The organism is Archangium violaceum (genome assembly GCF_016859125.1).
GTDB classification, from domain to species: Bacteria; Myxococcota; Myxococcia; order Myxococcales; family Myxococcaceae; genus Archangium; species Archangium violaceum_A.
Genome location: NZ_CP069338.1, coordinates 729828 through 747847 on the forward strand (window position 1 = coordinate 729828; position 18020 = coordinate 747847).

Here is an 18020-nt window from a genome sequence, read left to right on the forward strand (position 1 = left end):
AAAGTGCGAAACTCGAACTCAGAGGCTGCATCGACCCCGGCCCTCTCCTCGAAGTGGAAGAGGGCGGGTCGTAGCACCGGAACTCAGGAGCCCGTGGCGGCCAGCTCGCGCAGCTGCGGCGCCGCCGAGAGGAACTTCAGCTCCGGGTGCTTCTCCTCGGCGTGCTGCAACGCCCAGTCGTCCCGGAAGAGCACCAGCGGCAGTCCGTCACGGTCCTGCACCGTCTGCCGGTTGCCCTCCCAGTCGAAGCTCTTCGGATCGAAGTTCGGCCCCACCACCCACCGCGCGTGGCTGAACGGCAGCCGGTCCAGCATGATGCGAGCGCCGTACTCGTGCTCCACCCGGTACTGCAGCACCTCGAACTGCAGCGCTCCCACCACGCCCACGATGGGATCCTTCATCCCCATCCCGAGCTGCTGGAAGATCTGCACCGTGCCCTCCTCGGAGAGCTGCTCCAGGCCCTTCTCCATCTGCTTGCGCCGCAATGGATCCTTCGAGCGCACGATGGCGAAGTGCTCCGGGCTGAAGCGCGGCACGCTGTCGAACAGCAGATCCTCGCCCTCGCAGAGCGTGTCCCCGATGCGGAACATGCCCGGGTCGAACAGACCGATGACGTCCCCGGGCCACGCGTCCTCGATGGCCGTGCGCTCGGCCGCCATGAACTGGCTCGGCTTGGCCAGGCGCACGTCCTTGCCCAGCCGCGAGTGGAACGCGCTCATCCCCTTGACGTACCGGCCCGACACCACCCGCATGAACGCGATGCGGTCGCGGTGCGCCGGATCCATGTTCGCCTGGATCTTGAACACGAAGCCCGCGAACTTCGGGTTCGTGGGCTCGCGCGGCCCGTTCTTCGTCTGACGCGACGTGGGGGCCGGCGCCAGCTCCAGGAAGTGGTCCAGGAACGGCCGCACGCCGAAGTTCGTCATCGCGCTGCCGAAGAACATCGGCGTGAGCTGACCCGTGGCCACCTTCTCCCGGGTGAACTCGTCCCCGCCGATGTCCAGCAGCTCGATCTCCTCCTTGAGCGTGGCCAGCTCGCGCTCGGTGAGGACGGAGTGGATGTCCGGCGAGTCGATGGACACGGAGCGCTCGGCCACCTCGGACTCGCCGTGACGGCCCTCCGCGGAGAAGACGTGCACCACCTTGTTCTGCCGGTCATACACGCCCCGGAACTCCGGCCCCATGCCGATGGGCCAGTTCATCGGGTAGGCGCGGATGCCGAGCACCTGCTCCAATTCGTCCATCAGCTCGAGCGGCGCGCGGCCGAAGCGGTCGAGCTTGTTGACGAAGGTGAAGATGGGGATGCCGCGCATGCGGCACACCTTGAAGAGCTTCTTGGTCTGCGGCTCGACGCCCTTGGCGGCGTCGATGAGCATCACCGCCGAGTCCGCCGCCGCCAGGGTGCGGTAGGTGTCCTCGGAGAAGTCCTGGTGGCCCGGGGTGTCCAGCAGGTTCACCGCGTGGCCCCGGTAGGGGAACTGGAGCACCGAGGAGGTCACGGAGATACCGCGCTCCTTCTCCAGCTCCATCCAGTCGCTCGTGGCGTGGCGGCTCGCACGGCGAGCCTTCACACTGCCAGCGAGGTGGATGGCGCCACCGTAGAGCAGCAGCTTCTCGGTGAGGGTCGTCTTACCCGCGTCGGGGTGGGAGATGATCGCGAAAGTGCGCCGACGGGCGACTTCCTGGTCGAGCTCGGATGCCATATCGGGAAGGGAACTATCACGGGGCGTGTGTTTTTTCGCGGGGTTCCGTCCGTATGAGGCGTCCCCCCGGGGAGCATCCAGGCACACAGCCCCCCCTCCATACGCCATGTACGTCCCCGCTCCCTCTGGGAGAGGGTCGGGGTGAGGGTCTACGACCTGCTCCGGCCCCCCTTTCGCCTACAGCCTGTTGCTGCACCGGACGGCATACCTGTTCTGCCTGCTGCTGCCGTTCGGACTGGCTGGGCGAGCCGGTGCCCGAGCCGCTGACGCCCAAGGGGTTCCTGCTGCAATGAGGCGCGAGGGGCTCGATCGCACGGCCCCCCACCCTGCCTACGAGCCGACCCCGCCTCCGCCCTTCCCGCCTGCCCCCCTCGGGAGGTATGCACCGGGGCAATGAAGCACGACGAGACAGCCCAGACACTCCCAGCCGATGCACCGCCGACCGCCTTGTCGCTGGACGAGGTGCGCCGATGCACGCAGCTCATCGAGGCGATCGTCAAGGACCGCGTCCTGCTGATGCGTCTCCCGGAGGAGGACCGGATCGCGCTCCTGACCGCTGCGGGCAACATGGTGCACCCGGAGCGCGACGCGAAGTCGCGGCTCGCGAAGGCGCTGAGGCACGAGCGCAAGAAGACGAAGCGCGAGCACGACCGCAACGTCCGCGCGACGACGGAGATCCGCACGCTGCGCCGCTCCCCCGTGTTCACGGTGCCGCAGCTTCCTCCGCCGCCGCCCACGGAGACGGGTCCGGAGCGCATCCTCGAGAACCCGCGCCGGTGCTACGTCTGCAAGGCGGAGTACCGGAAGCTGCACTTCTTCTACGACATGATGTGCATCGAGTGCGGGGACTTCAATTACGCGAAGCGGACCCAGCGGGCGCCGCTGTCCGGAAAGGTCGCGCTGCTCACCGGCGCGCGCGTGAAGATCGGCTTCCAGGCGTCGTTGATGCTGCTGCGCTCGGGTGCGCGGGTGATCGCCACCACGCGGTTTCCCAAGGACGCGGCGTATCGCTACGCGCAGGAGCCGGACTTCTCGTCCTGGTCGCACCGGCTGCACATCCATGGCCTGGACCTGCGGCACGCCCCCAGCGTCGAGCTCTTCGCGCGGCACATCGAGCAGACGCACCAGCGGCTGGACATCCTCATCAACAACGCGGCGCAGACCGTGCGCCGTCCGCCCGGCTTCTACGCGCACCTGCTGGAGGGCGAGCTGCGCCCCATCGAGGATCTCCCGCCCGAGCTGCGCCCGCTCCTCACCGGACACGAGGAGTGCGTCGCGGCGGTGCAGCCGGCCCTGGCCGCGGGCGGCGTCGACCCCTCGACGCTCGTGCCCACGTGGCGCAGCAGTGATCCCGCGCTCGGCATCCACTCGTCCGCCGCGCTGTCGCAGCTGCCGTACGTGCTCGAGCAGGAGGGCGACACGAGCGCCCTCTTCCCCCAGGGCCGGCTGGACGCGGACCTGCAGCAGGTGGATTTGCGGACGATGAACTCCTGGCGGATGAAGCTCGCGGAAGTCCCGACGGCCGAGATGCTGGAGGTCCACCTGGTGAACGCGGTGGCGCCCTTCATCCTCTGCGGGAAGCTGAAGCCGCTGATGATGCGGGACCGCTCCAAGCCCGGCCACATCGTGAACGTCTCCGCGATGGAGGGAAGCTTCTCGCGCGGGACGAAGACGGACAAGCATCCGCACACGAACATGGCCAAGGCCGCGCTGAACATGATGACGCTGACCTCCGCGCCGGACTACGCGAAGGACGGCATCTACATGAACGCGGTGGACACCGGCTGGGTCACGGATGAGGACCCGGTGGTGCACGCGGAGCGCAAGCAGCAGGAACTCGACTTCCAGCCGCCGCTGGACATCGTCGACGGCGCGGCGCGCGTGGTGGATCCGGTCATCTACTCGGAGAACACCGGCCAGTACGTGTGGGGCAACTTCTTCAAGGACTACCGCCACACCGCCTGGTGACGGCGGAGCGGGAGCCGCACGAAAACGTTGCAGGGAGCTCACAATGGAGCGGGTACCGTACGGCCCGACGCCATGAGACATCCCGACACGAATGCCATGAAGCGAGCGAGCCACGTGCTCGCCGCGACCCTGATGTTGGTGGGAGGAGGAGCACGCGCGGAGACCTCCGGCCCAACCTCCCCCGCGCGCCACGAAGTCAGCGTAGGCGCCACCTCGTTTCTCACCCTTGCCTCGTTGGGCTCCACGGAGACGCAGCTCACCCTGGATGTCGCCTGGCACTACACGCTGGGCATGGGAGCGAGGCCGCGGAGCGTGCGGCTGACGGCGGGAGTCCGCGTGGGCCCGCCGGGTAGCGCCGAGCTGCCACTGGAGGGCTACGGGCGTGTGGAGCTGGTGGCGCGGGTGGGACCCTGGGTGCCCGCGATGGGCCCGGAAGTGGGAGTGAGCGGCTTCACCCACCTGAGTCGCTACAGCGAGAGCCCCGCCTACCCCCGAGGCGTTCGCGGAGTGGTGCAGGAGCGCCTGGGACTCACCTATGCCGGCCTCGCGCTCGCGCCACTGCGCTTCCAGCTCGGGCGATTCACCGTCAGCGCCGCGGAGCTACAGGCGGCGACCCCCTTGGAGGACTTCGGCTCGGCCGTCCGCGTCCAGCTCGGCCTGTTGCACCTGGGAGGAACTTTTTGATGCGCACCATGAGACGGCTCACCCCGCTGTGGATGGCCATGGCCCTGTCAGCGGGCTGCGCCACCGAACCCCTCCCGCTCGACGAGGCACGAATGCCTGGCCTGCCGGAGCTCTCCGCTGCCGTGGATGAGGTGCGGCTGAGGAACACGGTGGAGGAGGTGGTGGCCGCGCACCGGAGCGACACGCCGCTGGACTGCACGCGCCTCGGCATCCCCGACGCCACCGAGGACAACCCCTTCTGTCACCACACGCGGGAGAAGGCGCGTGAGTACATGCACCGCGAGCTCCAGGAGCTGGGCTACACCGTGAACGACCAGGTGTCGCGGGATGGCGAGCTCGACGTCGCCAATGTGGTCGCGGAGAAGCGGGGCACACGCTTCCCGGACGAGGTGGTGCTGGTGGGCGCGCACTACGACGCCTTCTACGCGGGGGCCGATGACAACTCCACCGGAGTGGCCGCGGTGCTGGAGCTGGCGCGCGTCCTGTCGGCCCACTCCTTCGAGCGGACCGTGCGCTTCGTGGGCTTCGACCTGGAGGAATTCGGACTGGTGGGGAGCACCCGGTACGTGAACGAGCAGGTGAAGGGCGAGAAGGTGGTGGTGGCCCTCATCCTCGACAGCATCGGCTACCGGGACACCACGCCCGGCTCGCAGCAGTCGGTGCCACCGCTCTCCTTCCCCTCGGCGGCGGACTTCATCCTCGCCACCACCAACGCGGACTCCTCCCAGCAGGCCGATGAGCTGTGGGCGCTCAACCAGCGCCTGGGACTCACCCGGGTGATGACGCTCGGCGCGCCGGGCAATGGAAACGGACCGGCGACCGGAGACCTCATGCGCAGCGATCACGCCCCCTTCTGGCTGGCAGGCAAGCCCGCCATCTTCCTGGGAGACACGGCCGACCTGCGCAGCCCCCACTACCACCAGCCCACGGATACACCGGACACCGTCGACTTCGAGTTCGTCGCAGAGGTGGTGCGGTTGTCGGCCGTATCGCTCGCCTACTGGGCGGGAGGTGTCCAATGAAGGCGCCTGTGTTGGGGCTGCTGCTCGGCGCCCTGTGCCTCCTCCCCTCCCTCGCCAGCGCACGGGAACCGGGCGCCCACCAGCTCTCGGTCTATCTCCGCGGCGGCGTCTCGGCCGTGCTCGCGCCCTCTCGGGCCATGGGCGGCCTGGGTGTGGGCGTGGGCGTACGCGACGTGCTGAAGGACCGGTTCATCCTCCAGGCGGACGCGAGCTATCTCACGCTGCTCGGGCACGTGGGTGAGGTGCGCCTGGGGGCGGGCGTGCAACGTGGGGGCACGTGGTCGCCCGCGGCGCTCGCCACGGTGTCCCTGCTGATGGGGGATGCCCTGACGACACGCACCGAGACCATCCCCCGGTCACCCCGAGGACCGGCCGGAGCGCTCGGGGTGACGCTCGCGCCGCTGCGCTTCTGCATGGAGGGAGGCAGCTGCGTGTCGGTGCTGGAGCTGGGCGTGGGCTATGGGACGGACTTCGCCACCGCGGGCCCCTCGCTCCAGGTCGGATTGATGGAGATGGGACTGGCCTTCTGAAGCAGGGGCGCGCCTCAGCTGCTCGCGGAGGTGTAGCGGCTGATGGCGCGCAACCACACCCGGCGGGAGATGAACGCGAAGAGGATGGAGCCCACCACCGCCCACAGCAATGACGTCCACGGCAGCCGCCCCAGCATCGCCTGCGCCGGGAAGGTGGTCATCACCGCCAACGGAATCACGAAGGTGAAGACGAAGGACAGCACCCCGCGGAACACCGGGGCCGGCCAGCGCGCCGCATCGAAGATGGACGTGAAGAAGTACGTCAGGTTGTCCACCTTCACCACGTAGAAGGCGGCGGCCACCGTGAGGATCCACAGCGAGTAGAGCAGCAGCACGCTGGTGCCCAGCAGCACCAGGGAGACCAGCACGCCCACGGGTGACGGGGTCCGCCCCAGCAGGTGGAAGCCGTAGACGAAGATGCTCAGCGCCGCCACCACGTTGATGGCGCGCCACGGCAGGAAGCGCTCGGTGGACACCAGGAACTGCGCGTCCGCGGGCTTGAGCAGCACGAAGTCCAGCGTCCCCTTGCGGATGTGCTCCACCACGCCGGTGAGGCTGGGGTTGATGGCTCCCTCGAGGATGCCCTGCAGCAGCGTGAACCAGCCGATGACCAGCAGCGACTCGCCGAAGGTCCACCCCTCGATGTTCTGCTGCTGGGCCTGGAAGACGACGAACAGGGGAACCAGCGTGGTGGCCGTCCAGAAGATGGAGATGAGGCCGTCGATGAGGAAATCCCCGCGGTACTGCATCGCGAGCAGGCTGGAGGCCCGGAGCCGGACACCGAGCAGGCGCAGGTAGCGGTGCAGCATCTCCCTACCCTCCAAAGGCCGCGAAGCGCTTGAGGCCCCGCTTCCAGAGTCCGACCGCCACCAGCAGCATCAACCCCACCCACAGCCACTGACGCGCCAGCAGTCCGAGCGCCTCGCCGAAACCGTGCGCGTTCGTCATCAACTCCACCGGCAGGCCAATCTGATAGCGGAAGGGCAGCCACTCCAGCAGCCAGCGCAGCGCGGAAGGGAAGAGATCCACCGGATACAGGTAGCCGGAGAACACGAAGAAGAGCGCGACCCACACGTCCATCAGCTTGGTGCTGCTCTCCATGTAAAGGCTCATGGTGCCGATGGCCACGTTGGCCAGGAAGGTGATGAGCCATCCCCCCGCGAGCGACACGAAGAAGAAGACCCAGCCCCACGCCGTCTGGGGCACGGAACCGGCGCCCACCTGGTACACGGAGAAGAGCGTCACCGGCACCACCAGGAACAAGCGCATGGGGAAGGAGCCCAGGTTCTCCGCCGCGTAGCACCACAGCGGCGACACGGGACGCAGCAGCCGCATGGCCAGCGTGCCCTGGCGCACCTCGAAGTTGATCTGCCAGGCCGCCCAGGCGCCCGTCATCTGCCGCACCACGAAGGCGGCCAGGAAGTAGCGCACGAAGTCCCCGGAGCCATAGCGGCCCACGGGCGAGTAGCGCGCCACGGCCGTCCACAGCGCCATGGAGATGAACGGCATGGTGGTGGACAGCACCCAGACGAACATCTCCGCCCGGTAGGCCACCGCCTCGGAGATGCCCACCCGGAGCAACGTGGGGAAGGCACGCAGGGTGCTCCGCACGCTCATGAGCCCACCACCCCGCGCCGCGCCTTGCTCTCGGCGAACAGCTCGCTCATGACCTCCTCCAGGGGCGCGTTCTCCACCGTCAGGTCCTGCACCGGCAGGCTGGAGAGCGCCCGGCTCACGGTGGTGTTGACGGCCTCCTGCGGCACCTGCAGCACCGCCGTGACGTTGTCATGCGTCACCACCTTGCCCAGCGCCGTCAGCGTGGCCGCGTCCACCACCTGGTTCATGCGCAGCACCACCCGCTTCTCCGGCCGCACCCGCTGCACCAGCGCGTCCAGGCCTCCGTCGTACGACAGCATCCCCTTGTCGATGACGATGACCCGCGGACACAGCGCCGCCACGTCGTCCATGTAGTGGCTGGTGAGGATGAGCGTGGCCCCGTACCGCTCGTTATAGGACTTGATGAAGCTCCGCATCGTGGCCTGCATGGACACGTCCAACCCGATGGTGGGCTCGTCCAGGAAGAGCACCTTGGGGCGGTGGATGAGCGCCGCCGCCAGCTCGCACTTCATCCGCTCGCCCAGCGACAGCTGCCGCGTCGGCTTGGAGATGAGCTCCCCCAGGTCCAGCAGCCCCACCAGCTCGTCCAGCGTCTGCTTGTACTGGGCACGCGGGACGTCGTAGATGGCGCGGTTGAGCTCGAACGTCTCGGCCGGTGGCAGGTCCCAGATGAGCTGTTGCTTCTGCCCCATCACCAGCATGATCTTCTTGAGGAACAGGTCCTCGCGGTGGCGGGGAACATGACCATCCACCAGCACCTCGCCGCTCGACGGGTGGAGCAGCCCCGAGAGCACCTTGAGGGTCGTCGTCTTCCCCGCCCCGTTGGGGCCGAGGAAGCCCACGCGCTCGCCGGGCTTTATCTCGAAAGAGATGCCATCCACGGCCTTCACGGTGGTGTAGGTACGGTGGAAGACGGAGCGGAGGGCGGCCATGAGGCCGGGCGGGCGTTTGTGGACCTGGTAGTGCTTGCGCAGGTCTCGGACGGAAATCATTGGGACAGGGTTTAACGCGGTTGCCTGGAAGAGGCGACCCTTCGTTGGAAGGCAGGGTTGGATGAGTGGCGCATACGGCAAGGACCTGGAGCGGTGGATACCGCGGCTCATCGCCGTATGGCGGGAGGCCCGGAAGAAGGGGGACGGTCCCGAGACGCGCCTGACGCCCCAGGAAGTGAAGGAGGTGGGCGCGGGGGTGAAGCAGCTCTCCCTCGGGCTCACGCGTGACCGGAAGCTCGCCGGAGCCCGGTACATGGATGACCCCAGGCTGCTGGGTGCCTACCTGCTCTTCTACTGGCCCGTCTCCTACGCCCAGGCGCGCGAGGCGCTCGGGGAGCTGCCCAACCGGCCCCGCACCGCGCTCGACCTCGGGAGCGGACCGGCCCCGGTGGCCTTCGCCGCGCTGGACGCGGGAGCCTCGGAGGTGACGGCGGCGGACCGGAGCAAGCCGGCGTTGACGCTCGCCCGGGCGCTCGCCGCGGAGGCGGGCGAGGCACTCGCCACCCGGGAGTGGGACCCCACGCGCAAGGCGGCCCCGCCGGAGGGCAAGTACGACCTCATCACCATGGGCCATGTCCTCAACGAGCTGTACGGCGCGGGGGACGAGGCGGTGAAGCCGCGCGCGGCGCTGCTGGAGCAGGTGCTGGCGCAGGTGAAGCCGGGGGGGAGCCTGCTCGTGCTGGAGCCCGCGCTGCGCGAGACGTCCCGGCTGCTGCTGAAGGTCCGCGACGTGATGGTGGAGAAGGGCTACGCCATCCGCGCGCCGTGCATGTACCGGGGGGCCTGCCCCGCGCTGGTGAAGGAGAGCGACTGGTGCCATGCGGAGCGCGAGTGGCCGATGCCACGGGTGGTGGAGGAGATCGCCCGGGCGGCGGGGCTGCACAAGGAATCGCTGAAGATGAGCTACCTGGTGCTGGCGCCCAAGGGCGAGGGCTGGCCGGAGCCGCGGACGGATCGGCTGTTCCGCATCGTCTCCGAGTCGCTCGAGGGCAAGGGGCGGCAGCGCTACATCGGCTGCGGACCCGAGGGCCGCATGGGCCTGGCGATGCAGGAGAAGCACCGCACGGAGAAGAACGAGCGCTTCCTCAAGCTGAACCGGGGAGACGTCATCTCGGTGACGAACACGGAGGCGAAGGGAGACGGACTCGCCCTGGATGACACCTCGGAGGTGCGGGTGGTGGCCTACGCGGGCAAGGGCATCCCCCCGGAGCCCAAGGGGACCTGAGCCCGCGTGGGAGGGGCGGGTGGCACGGACCTACGCGAGCGGGAGCTCCAGCGTGGCCGTGGCCCCCTTCCCCGCCCCGTCGCTCTCCAGCAGGAGCCCGCCTCCCAGCAGCTTCGCGGCCAGCGCGCTCGAGTGCAGGCCGAAGCCGTGGCCATCCCTGCGCGTGGTGAAGCCGTGCGTGAAGAGCCGCTCGCGGAGCTCCGGCGAGAAGCCCATGCCGCTGTCCACCACCTGGATGCGAGCCACCTTCTCCCCGAGGGTGAGCCGCACGAGCATGTGCCGCTGTTCCACGGGCACCCCATCCAGGGCGTACTTGGCGTTGCTGATGAGGTTGATGAGGATCTGCAGCACCTTGTGCCTGTCCACCCGCACCTTGCAGGAGGACGAGAGCTCGCGGGTGACGGTGACACCGTGGCGCTCGAGCGCCGCCCTCTGGATGCGCAGCGCGTCCTCGGCGAGCTGGGACAGCTCGCATTCGTCGATGAGGAGCGCGGTCTTCGCGTAATTCTGCTGCACCTGGACGATGGAGCGGATGTGCTCGACATGCCAGCCCATCTCCGCCAGGCCCCCCCGCAGGCTCGTCTGCTCGCGGAGGAGCTCCTCGGTGAGGGCGGCGAAATAGTCCGGCAGCTGGAGCCCGCGCGGATCCTTCGTGAAGAAGTCCGCCAGGCCTCCCCGGTGCTCCTCGAGCAGCGCGGAGAGCTGCTTCAGCCGGACCAGACGCGAGGTGGCCATGGTCCCGCGCATCACCTCGAGGTTGACGACGGCGCTGGTGAGGACATTGCCCACGTTGTGCAGCACGTTGGAGGCGATCTCGGACATGCCCACCTCGCGCGCGGTGTCCACCAACCGGGCCTGGGCCTCCTTGAGCTCCCGGGTGCGCGCCTCCACCCGGGCCTCGAGCTCGTCGTTGGCGCGGCGCAGGGCCGACTCGGCGTGCTGGACCTCGGCGTACAGGCGCGCGTTCTCGATGGAGATGACGGCCTGCGAGGCGAGGTGTCCGAGCAGCGAGAGGCGCTCCGGAGTGAAGGCCTCGGTCGCCAGCTCGTTCTCCAGGTACAGCACGCCGTAGAAGTGCTCCTTGCGCAGCAGCGGGAGGCAGAGCACCGACCGCGCCCGGCCTCGCGCGAGGTATTCGTCGGCCGAGAAGGGATGGGGCCGCGAGGCATCACCGATGAGCACGTGCTCCCGCGTGCGCTTGACGTAGGCGATGAGCGTCCACGGCAGCGCCTGGGGCGCGTCCTCTTCCGGCAGGAGGAGGGGCTCTCCCGGTGAGGCGCCGGAGATGGCCGCCACGGGAAGCTTGTCACCCCGGGCGAGCAGCAGGGCCCCGCGCTGGGCTCCCGCGTTCTCGATGGCCACCTGCATGAGGGTGGTCACCAACCGCTCCAGCACGATCTCCCCGGAGATGGCCTGCTGGGCCTTCACCAGGGAGAGGGCGTCGATCCGCGTCGACGAGCTCGTATCGCCTTCCGGCGCGTCCTCCGCGAGCACGAGGTTCGGCCACCGGGCTTCCAGGTGCCGCACCTTGCCCAGGGCGCCCCAGCGCAGGTACGCCTCCCGGGCCGAGCGCGCATAGGCATCGGCGATGGTCGGGAAACGCCGCTCGCGCCAGAAGTTCGCCGCGAGCTCGCTCGCGAGCCCGACGTTCTGGATGAAGCCATGCTCCCGGGCCGATTGGACCGCGTCCTCATAGGCGCGCGCCGCGTCCTCGCTCCGGCCCGTCACCCGGGCCAGCTCCGCGGATACCATCCGCTCGGGCGCGAGGAAGTTCTCCTGGCAATAGCCCGCCCACTCCGCGAGCTGCTGCTGGTGCCGCTGGAGCTCCCCGAGCCACCGCTCCCGCTCCTCCGGCGACGCCCCCGGGACACACGCGGCCAGGGTCAGCGCCAGGTAGAGGTGGAAGTCCAGCAGTTGGATGTGGCTGGTGGAGGACCAGACGAGCGCGGCGGCCTTCTCTCCCGCCTGACGCGCCTCCTCGTACGCGCCGCACATGAAGCGCGCCTGCATCTTGATGATCCAATACCAGCACCTCAGGGTGCTCATGCGCTCGGGAGTCAGCCCGGCCTCGAACTCCTCCTCCTCGAAACCCTCTCCGCTCAGCGTATGGAACGAGCGCGTGCGCCCACGCAGGAACTGGATGTAGCTCTGCGACGCACGGATGACCTCATGCACATCCTGGTAGCCAGCCCTGTAGGCGAAGTCGAAGCGGGCGACCGATTCCGCATAGGCATCCTCCAGGTTGTAACCCAGGGAGATGCTGTTCGTGACGATGTGGTTGCAGCAATAGCAGGCGACCTGGAAATCCCCGGCCTGCAGCGCGTGATGGAAGGCGCCACGGATGAGCTCCATGGAGCGGGAGATGGGCCGGGTCCAGTAGTTGACGATCTCCATGCTGTAGAGCGCCATGCCCCGGAACGCGGAGAAGTCGTGACGCTCCACGAGCTCGCAGGCGAGCTCGGCGAAGGCATAGCCCTCCCGGTACTTCTTGAAGGCCGGTCCCACCACCGCGCCGTACCAAGCGTACCCGTTCACGGCCGCTTCACTGTTACCATGCCGCAGGCTCAGGGACACCAGCCGGGCGAGGTGGAGGATGAGCAGGTTGTAGTCGGTGAAGTACGCCGGCGTGAAGAGAGCGCCCAGGACACTGAGCACCGCCTTCATGTCCGGGTCCGTCACGAGCGGCAGCTCGACGAGGCTCGCGATGGAGCGCTCACCCAGGAGGGCCCAGACCTCGTCGTTGGCGGCCACCACCTCCTCCCAGGACGGATGCGGCGGCATGTGCATGCCCATCAGCCCCAGACACTCCAGCAGACAGGAGACGGAGGCCTGGATCTCCCCGGCGGCCAGGTGGAGATCGCTCCTCAGGCGATAGACGGCGGCGGTGTCCGTGGGAGTCCGTACCTGGGAGAGGAGGACCTCGACCAGGGCGCGCGCAGCGGCGGCTTTGCCGCTCATGAACTCGCTGGTCGCCTGGTCCAGGCGCAGCTTGAAGGCGAATGCGTGGTCCGTCGTCCAGGGGTTTCCCGGAATGAGGTCGAAGGCCGTCGAGAAGTACGCGATGGCCGAGCGGTGCGCGGTCGAGCGCTTGGCCTTACAACCCGCCTCGGCATTCAGCCGCGCCACGCGCAGGCGCTCCTCGGGCGTGACGATCAACTCCGCCCCGGCGTTGAGCTGCCCCACGATGTCGAAGAGCTTCTCGCGCACCTCCTCCGGGGACAGGCTCTCCAGCAGCAGCCGGCCGATGCGCAGGTGCACGGCCTTGCGATCCTCCTCGGGAATGAGGGCCTGCGCCGCCTGCTGGATGCGATCATGGAGGAACCGGAACTGCTCCGGCCCCCCGCGCGCCAACATGCCCTCCTGGATTGCCGGCTCGAGGTTCCGCTCCACCTCGTGTGGCTCCATGCCGGAGATGATGGCCAGCATCTGGAGCGGGAAGGTATTGCCCACACACGCCGAGAGGCGCAGCAGGTGCTGGGCTCCATCCGGGAGCAGGCGCAACCTGCCCACCATGAAGTCGACGACATTGTCGGAGTAGCCCTTCTCCCGGACGCCATCGGCATCCCATCGCCACCGCCCATCCGGCGTGCGCGTCAACAGCCCGTCCTGGTTCAGCGTCAGCATCAGCTGGATGAGGAAGAACGGATTGCCCCCGGTCTTCTCGAGCACCAGGGCCGAAAGCGGCACGACGATGTCCTCCCCCGCCCCCGGGAGCGCCTCGGTCACCAGTTGCTGGAGCTGCGCGAGGCTCAGCGGCTCGAGCCGGATGTCGGTGACCGGCGCGCCCGCCTTGCGCACCTCGTCCAACGTCAGCATCAGCGGGTGTGACGGGCTGACCTCGTTGTCGCGATAGGCCCCCACCCACAGCACGGGCGGCAGCTCCTCGCCGCAGAGCAGCTGCTGGATGAGCCGCAGACTGGCCAGGTCCGCCCACTGCAGGTCGTCGAGGAACACGACGAGCGGGTGCTCGCAGGTGGAGAAGGCGCCGAGGAACTTCTGGAAGACCTGGTTGAAGCGGTTCTGCGCCTCGGCGGGCGGCAGCTCCTGGACGGCGGGCTGTCTGCCCACGACGAGCTCCAACTGGGGAACCAGGTCCACGAGCACCTGCCCCTTGTCCCCCCACGCCTCGTGCAGCCGCTCGCGCCACGTCGCGAGCTCCTCGTCGGTGCCCGCGAGCAACTGCTGCACCAGCCCACGGATGGCTTGAGCCAGCGTGGCGTAGGGAATGTCCCGCTGGAACTGGTCGAACTTGCCGCGCAGGAAGAACCCGCGCCGCTCCACCACTGGCCGGTGCAGCTCGTGGACGACGGCCGACTTCCCGATGCCGGAGTAGCCGCGGACCAGGACGAGCTCCGGCCGCCCTCCCCTCGCGGTCCGCGCGAAGCTCTCGAAAAGGGTGGCCACGGGAGCCTCCCGTCCATAGAGCCGCTGCGGCATCTGGAAACGACTGGGGAAGTCGTGCTCGCCTGGCGGGAATGCCTCGGGCTCTCCCCGGAGCAGACCGTCCCGGCACCGCTCGAGGTCCGCCTTCAGCCCATCGGCGCCCTGGTAGCGCTCCTCGGCGACCTTGGCCAGGAGCTTCATCACGATGGCGGACAAGGGGGGCGGAAGGGACGCGACGAGCTCGTGCGGGGGCCTCGGACGGAAGGCCATGTGCGCGTGGAACCACCCGAGCGCATCCTTCGCGTGAAAGGGCAGGCGGCCCGTCAGAAGCTCGTAGAACGTCACCCCCAGCGAATACAGGTCCGTGCGGTAATCCACCGCCCGGTTCATCCGCCCCGTCTGCTCGGGGGACATGTAGGCGAGCGTCCCCTCGATGAAGGGGGTGGCCACCGAGTCCACGTGCTCCACCCGGTGCAGGGAGGCGGAGCCGAAGTCGATGATCCGCCCCTCCCCCGTGGGCGTGAGGATGATGTTGGAGGGCTTGAGATCCTTGTGGATGACGCCGCGCCGGTGGATCTCCCCAAGGGTCGAGGCCAGGGAGATGGCCAGCGAGAGGAAGCGGGTGACGTCGAGCCGCTGACCGACGAGCTTCGACAGCGGCTCGCCCTCGACCTCTTCCAGGACGAGGAGGGGGCGATCGTGGACGAGCTCACAGGCATGGGCGCGAGGCACACCTGCCACGTCCTGGAGCCGCTGCAGGATGCCGTGCTCCCGGCGGTACCGCTCCCACTCGCGCGGGCCGGGCACGGTGAGCTTGGGCGTCTTGACGATGACAGCCCGGTTGTCCGCGCCACAGACCGCGAGGAAGAGAAGGTTGGCGCCCGTCGCGCGCAGCGAACCGCGCAGCGTATGGCCCGGGATGTCCATCATGTTGTGCATGGTCTCGGAGTCGAAAGTCGAAAAGTGGACACGACTTGAAGAACGCCTGCAACGAGTACATCGAGCGCTCTTCCACGCTCGCCTGCCCCGTCGAGCCCTTGCCGTAAGTCCTACACGCCTCCAGCCCGAGCAATCCGCCTCGACGGGATAACCTCCTGGAATCATTCACGTCTCCCCGGCGCCGTGCTGGCACGCAGGATGCTTTATGAGCCCTCGAGAAGGTGATGGTGCAGGACGGTGGGGGAGCGGCGGGTCGGGGGGTCGTAGGGGCTCGGGCAGCCGGGTGGGGAGCAGTCGGGGGTAGGACCTGGGGAATCATGTCGGGGAGGGGCCGCTGGGGGGCGGTTCCTCCCCGATTATTTTGTCCGTACGCCCGCGCTCGCCCCCGGTGCGCGGCGGTGGTACCTGCTCTCGTCCCCTTGGGAGGACCCGATAAGAGGTCCCAGGAGCAGGAACATGGCGGAGCAGAAGAAGTACACGGGTGGCTGTCACTGCGGGAAGGTGCGCTTCGAAGTGACGACGGATTTGAGCATGGTGATCGACTGCAACTGCTCGATCTGCACGAAGCGCGGGCTGCTGTTGACCTTCGTCCCCCCCGAACAACTCACCTTCGTGGCGGGGAATGAGGCCGCTCTGAAAGACTATCAGTTCAACAAGAAGGTCGTTCACCACCTCTTCTGCCCGGACTGCGGAGTCGAGTCGTTCGGCACGGGCCAGACACCGGATGGACAGAAGATGTATGCCATCAACGTCCGATGCCTGGACGGCGTGGACCTCGCCTCCCTCAAGCGGACCCCCTTCGACGGCAGGAGCAAGTAGCCCCAGGAGGGTGGTGACTCCGGAGGCTCGTGGAGCTCCGGAGCTCCGGAGCTCAGGCGCAGGGCGGCAGGAAGAGCCCCTCGGTGAAGGCCCTGAGATTCTGGACTCACGCCGGGCCGTAGAGCGTTCGGAGCTCGGCGGAGATCGCGCGCAGCCGGGCGCGGAGTGGTTCGGGTGCGAGCACTTCGACGGCACGACCGAGCACGCAGAGCTGGGAGAGCGCGATGGATTCCCGCTCGAAGTCGAGGGTGACCGTCTTCGTCCCATCGCGCGCACGGCGGCTCTCGGCGAGTCGCGCATGGTCGGCTGGAGGCCTCACGTGCCGGAGCACGTCCTCCCCTTCCGCCGTGACCCGGAGCGTGACCTCGTACCGGGCGCGGCGCTCGGCGAAACGCTTGCACCACTCCTTCCAGAATGACTCCAGGTCGAAGCGCGCGGGCCGCTCGAACGTCGTGGGGAGGAGACGCACCCCTTCGACGCGTGACCCTCGAAAGACAGCCGGACCCTTCTCGGAGCCCGCGACGAGGTACCAGCGATCGGCCTTGATGACGAGTCCGTACGGCTCCACGACACGCCGGGTACGGTGTCCGTCGAAGTCCCGATACGAGAGCCGGACGCGGCGATCCTGCCAGGCGGCATCTCGCAACACGGCGAGGTGAGGGACCGGCTCGCGCTCCGAGAACCAGGAGGACGGGTCCACGTGGAGCCGCTGGCGTGCGTACTCGATGAGGGATTGCTGCACGGCCGGGAGTGCGGCCGCGAGCTTCACGAGCCCGCTGCGCAAGGGAGCGGACAAGCCAAGATCCTCGAGCGCCAGGGGTGCGCCGACCGCGGCGAGCGCGTGGACTTCCCCCCGCGTGAGCCCGGTGAGCTGCGTGCGCCACCCCTCCACGAGCGCCACTCCGCCATTTGGACCACGTGTCGCGAACACGGGAGCACCGGAAGCCGAGAGCGCATCCAGGTCCCGGTAGATGGTGCGCTCCGAAACCTCCAGGCGCCGCGCGAGCTCGCCCGCCGTCCATCGCTGACGGGTCTGCAGGAGCATGAGCAGGCTGACGAGTCGATCCGCACGCATGTGTCATGACCTCCGCACGGAGCGTAGGCGCACAATCATGACAGAGGGTGTCAGGAATCGTCAGCTACGACGGTGCTCGAACGATTGGAGGAGGAAGGGCCATGAAGCCACTGGAAGGACGTATTGCCCTCGTCGCCGGCGCCACGCGTGGGGCCGGGCGAGGGATCGCGATGATGCTCGGAGAAGCGGGCGCCACGGTGTACTGCACCGGGCGCAGCGTGCGGGGACGTCCCGCCACCGGCACCCGCCCGGAGACGATCGAGGAGACGGCGGAGCTCGTGAGCGCACGAGGTGGCCGCGGCATCGCGGTGCGGGTCGACCATACCGTCGAGTCCGAGGTCGCGGAGCTGCTCAAGCGCCTGAAGCGTGAGCAGGGAAGGCTCGACGTGCTCGTGAACGACGTCTGGGGCGGAGATGAGCTCACGGAGTTCAGCCAGCCCTTCTGGAAGCTCTCACCCGAGAAGGGTCGGCTCATGCTCGACCGAGGCATCTACTCGCACATCCTCACGAGCCGCTACGCGGTGCCCCTCATGCTCGAGCGGGACCGTGGGTTGATCGTCGAGATCACCGATGGAGACTCCTTCGGCTATCGCGGCAATCTCTTCTATGACCTGGTCAAGCTCTCGGTCATCCGCCTGGCGTTCAGCATGGCCTGGGAGCTCCGGCGCCATCCCATCACCTCACTCGCCGTGACGCCGGGCTTCCTCCGCTCCGAGGCCATGCTGGAAGGCTTTGGCGTCACGGAGGCGAACTGGCGGGACGCAACGGCCAAGGACCCCCACTTCATCGCGTCGGAGACACCGTTCTATGTGGGCCGGGCCGTCGCGGCGCTGGCGGCCGACCCGAACGTCGCGAAGAAGGCCGGACGCGTCTTCAGTTCCTGGCAGCTCGCGAAGGAGTACGGCGTCAAGGACGTGGACGGACGGCAGCCGGATTGGGGCGAATACTTCCGGAAGACCTTCGGGCGGTCCTACACCCTGGCGGACGAGGCCGCGTACGCCACCTGGTCGAATGGCCTGATGGAGATCGCGTATCCCGATTGGCCCAAGGAATGAGCCGGAGC

14 protein-coding genes are annotated in these 18020 nt (G+C 68.3%); 8 read left to right on the forward strand and 6 right to left on the reverse strand.

What is annotated here, in order from left to right; translation table 11 throughout:
* Window positions 1–83: 83 nt before the first annotated feature.
* On the reverse strand, window positions 84–1703 hold the full coding sequence (locus tag JQX13_RS03130) for a peptide chain release factor 3 (protein ID WP_203407600.1): 1620 nt from the start codon (window positions 1701–1703) through the stop codon (window positions 84–86).
* 187 nt (window positions 1704–1890) lie between these two features.
* Here JQX13_RS03130 and JQX13_RS56090 point away from each other — a divergent pair, with 187 nt between their 5' ends.
* The 5 genes from JQX13_RS56090 (at window position 1891) to JQX13_RS03150 (ending at window position 5907) form a co-directional block, all read left to right on the forward strand.
* Window positions 1891–2100: a hypothetical protein gene (locus tag JQX13_RS56090; RefSeq protein ID WP_275424978.1), complete on the forward strand. Its 210-nt coding sequence runs from the start codon at window positions 1891–1893 to the stop codon at window positions 2098–2100.
* A complete protein-coding gene (locus JQX13_RS03135; protein WP_203407601.1) occupies window positions 2097–3671 on the forward strand; it encodes an SDR family NAD(P)-dependent oxidoreductase in 1575 nt (524 codons plus the stop codon). Before JQX13_RS56090 ends, JQX13_RS03135 begins: the two co-directional genes overlap by 4 nt.
* Before the next feature lie 96 nt (window positions 3672–3767).
* Complete coding sequence (locus tag JQX13_RS03140; RefSeq protein ID WP_203407602.1) at window positions 3768–4355, forward strand: hypothetical protein; 588 nt, start codon at window positions 3768–3770, stop codon at window positions 4353–4355.
* The gene (locus JQX13_RS03145; RefSeq protein ID WP_203407603.1) at window positions 4355–5377 is read left to right on the forward strand and encodes a M28 family metallopeptidase; all 1023 of its coding nucleotides are present in this window, start codon (window positions 4355–4357) and stop codon (window positions 5375–5377) included. The genes JQX13_RS03140 and JQX13_RS03145 overlap by 1 nt, the downstream gene beginning before the upstream one ends.
* On the forward strand, window positions 5374–5907 hold the full coding sequence (locus JQX13_RS03150) for a hypothetical protein (RefSeq protein ID WP_203407604.1): 534 nt from the start codon (window positions 5374–5376) through the stop codon (window positions 5905–5907). Before JQX13_RS03145 ends, JQX13_RS03150 begins: the two co-directional genes overlap by 4 nt.
* A gap of 14 nt (window positions 5908–5921) precedes the next feature.
* Here the strand turns inward: JQX13_RS03150 and JQX13_RS03155 are convergent, their stop codons facing one another.
* From JQX13_RS03155 to JQX13_RS03165, 3 genes are read right to left on the reverse strand one after another with little or no spacing between them, the layout of a single operon-like run.
* The gene (locus JQX13_RS03155) at window positions 5922–6716 is read right to left on the reverse strand and encodes an ABC transporter permease (RefSeq protein WP_203407605.1); all 795 of its coding nucleotides are present in this window, start codon (window positions 6714–6716) and stop codon (window positions 5922–5924) included.
* Window positions 6717–6720: 4 nt separating this feature from the next.
* Window positions 6721–7524 carry an ABC transporter permease gene (locus JQX13_RS03160; protein WP_203407606.1) on the reverse strand — a complete coding sequence of 268 codons (804 nt, stop codon included), beginning with the start codon at window positions 7522–7524 and terminating at the stop codon, window positions 6721–6723.
* The gene (locus JQX13_RS03165; protein WP_203407607.1) at window positions 7521–8516 is read right to left on the reverse strand and encodes an ABC transporter ATP-binding protein; all 996 of its coding nucleotides are present in this window, start codon (window positions 8514–8516) and stop codon (window positions 7521–7523) included. Before JQX13_RS03165 ends, JQX13_RS03160 begins: the two co-directional genes overlap by 4 nt.
* A gap of 61 nt (window positions 8517–8577) precedes the next feature.
* On the opposite strand from JQX13_RS03165, the gene JQX13_RS03170 reads away from it, so the two are divergent.
* Window positions 8578–9741, forward strand: a complete 1164-nt coding sequence (locus tag JQX13_RS03170) for a small ribosomal subunit Rsm22 family protein (protein WP_203407608.1) — start codon at window positions 8578–8580, stop codon at window positions 9739–9741.
* Between the two features lie 30 nt (window positions 9742–9771).
* Here the strand turns inward: JQX13_RS03170 and JQX13_RS03175 are convergent, their stop codons facing one another.
* Window positions 9772–15054 carry a trifunctional serine/threonine-protein kinase/ATP-binding protein/sensor histidine kinase gene (locus JQX13_RS03175; RefSeq protein WP_203407609.1) on the reverse strand — a complete coding sequence of 1761 codons (5283 nt, stop codon included), beginning with the start codon at window positions 15052–15054 and terminating at the stop codon, window positions 9772–9774.
* Between the two features lie 465 nt (window positions 15055–15519).
* On the opposite strand from JQX13_RS03175, the gene JQX13_RS03180 reads away from it, so the two are divergent.
* Window positions 15520–15882, forward strand: coding sequence for a GFA family protein (locus JQX13_RS03180; RefSeq protein WP_203407610.1), 363 nt, complete (start codon window positions 15520–15522; stop codon window positions 15880–15882).
* A gap of 106 nt (window positions 15883–15988) precedes the next feature.
* On the opposite strand, the gene JQX13_RS03185 is transcribed toward JQX13_RS03180, so the two are convergent.
* Window positions 15989–16957 carry a helix-turn-helix transcriptional regulator gene (locus JQX13_RS03185; RefSeq protein ID WP_203407611.1) on the reverse strand — a complete coding sequence of 323 codons (969 nt, stop codon included), beginning with the start codon at window positions 16955–16957 and terminating at the stop codon, window positions 15989–15991.
* A gap of 101 nt (window positions 16958–17058) precedes the next feature.
* Here JQX13_RS03185 and JQX13_RS03190 point away from each other — a divergent pair, with 101 nt between their 5' ends.
* Window positions 17059–18012 (forward strand): SDR family oxidoreductase, encoded by a 954-nt coding sequence (locus tag JQX13_RS03190; RefSeq protein WP_203407612.1) that lies wholly within the window; start codon window positions 17059–17061, stop codon window positions 18010–18012.
* Window positions 18013–18020: the final 8 nt, after the last annotated feature.

Coding starts and splice junctions, on each gene's coding strand:
- JQX13_RS03140 (WP_203407602.1), top strand. CDS start 3,768: ATGAAGCGAGCGAGCCACGTGCTCGCCGCGACCCTGATGTTGGTGGGA.
- JQX13_RS03130 (WP_203407600.1), bottom strand. CDS start 1,703: ATGGCATCCGAGCTCGACCAGGAAGTCGCCCGTCGGCGCACTTTCGCG.
- JQX13_RS03145 (WP_203407603.1), top strand. CDS start 4,355: ATGCGCACCATGAGACGGCTCACCCCGCTGTGGATGGCCATGGCCCTG.
- JQX13_RS03185 (WP_203407611.1), bottom strand. CDS start 16,957: ATGCGTGCGGATCGACTCGTCAGCCTGCTCATGCTCCTGCAGACCCGT.
- JQX13_RS03135 (WP_203407601.1), top strand. CDS start 2,097: ATGAAGCACGACGAGACAGCCCAGACACTCCCAGCCGATGCACCGCCG.
- JQX13_RS03165 (WP_203407607.1), bottom strand. CDS start 8,516: ATGATTTCCGTCCGAGACCTGCGCAAGCACTACCAGGTCCACAAACGC.
- JQX13_RS03160 (WP_203407606.1), bottom strand. CDS start 7,524: ATGAGCGTGCGGAGCACCCTGCGTGCCTTCCCCACGTTGCTCCGGGTG.
- JQX13_RS03175 (WP_203407609.1), bottom strand. CDS start 15,054: ATGATGGACATCCCGGGCCATACGCTGCGCGGTTCGCTGCGCGCGACG.
- JQX13_RS03190 (WP_203407612.1), top strand. CDS start 17,059: ATGAAGCCACTGGAAGGACGTATTGCCCTCGTCGCCGGCGCCACGCGT.
- JQX13_RS03170 (WP_203407608.1), top strand. CDS start 8,578: ATGAGTGGCGCATACGGCAAGGACCTGGAGCGGTGGATACCGCGGCTC.
- JQX13_RS03150 (WP_203407604.1), top strand. CDS start 5,374: ATGAAGGCGCCTGTGTTGGGGCTGCTGCTCGGCGCCCTGTGCCTCCTC.
- JQX13_RS03180 (WP_203407610.1), top strand. CDS start 15,520: ATGGCGGAGCAGAAGAAGTACACGGGTGGCTGTCACTGCGGGAAGGTG.
- JQX13_RS03155 (WP_203407605.1), bottom strand. CDS start 6,716: ATGCTGCACCGCTACCTGCGCCTGCTCGGTGTCCGGCTCCGGGCCTCC.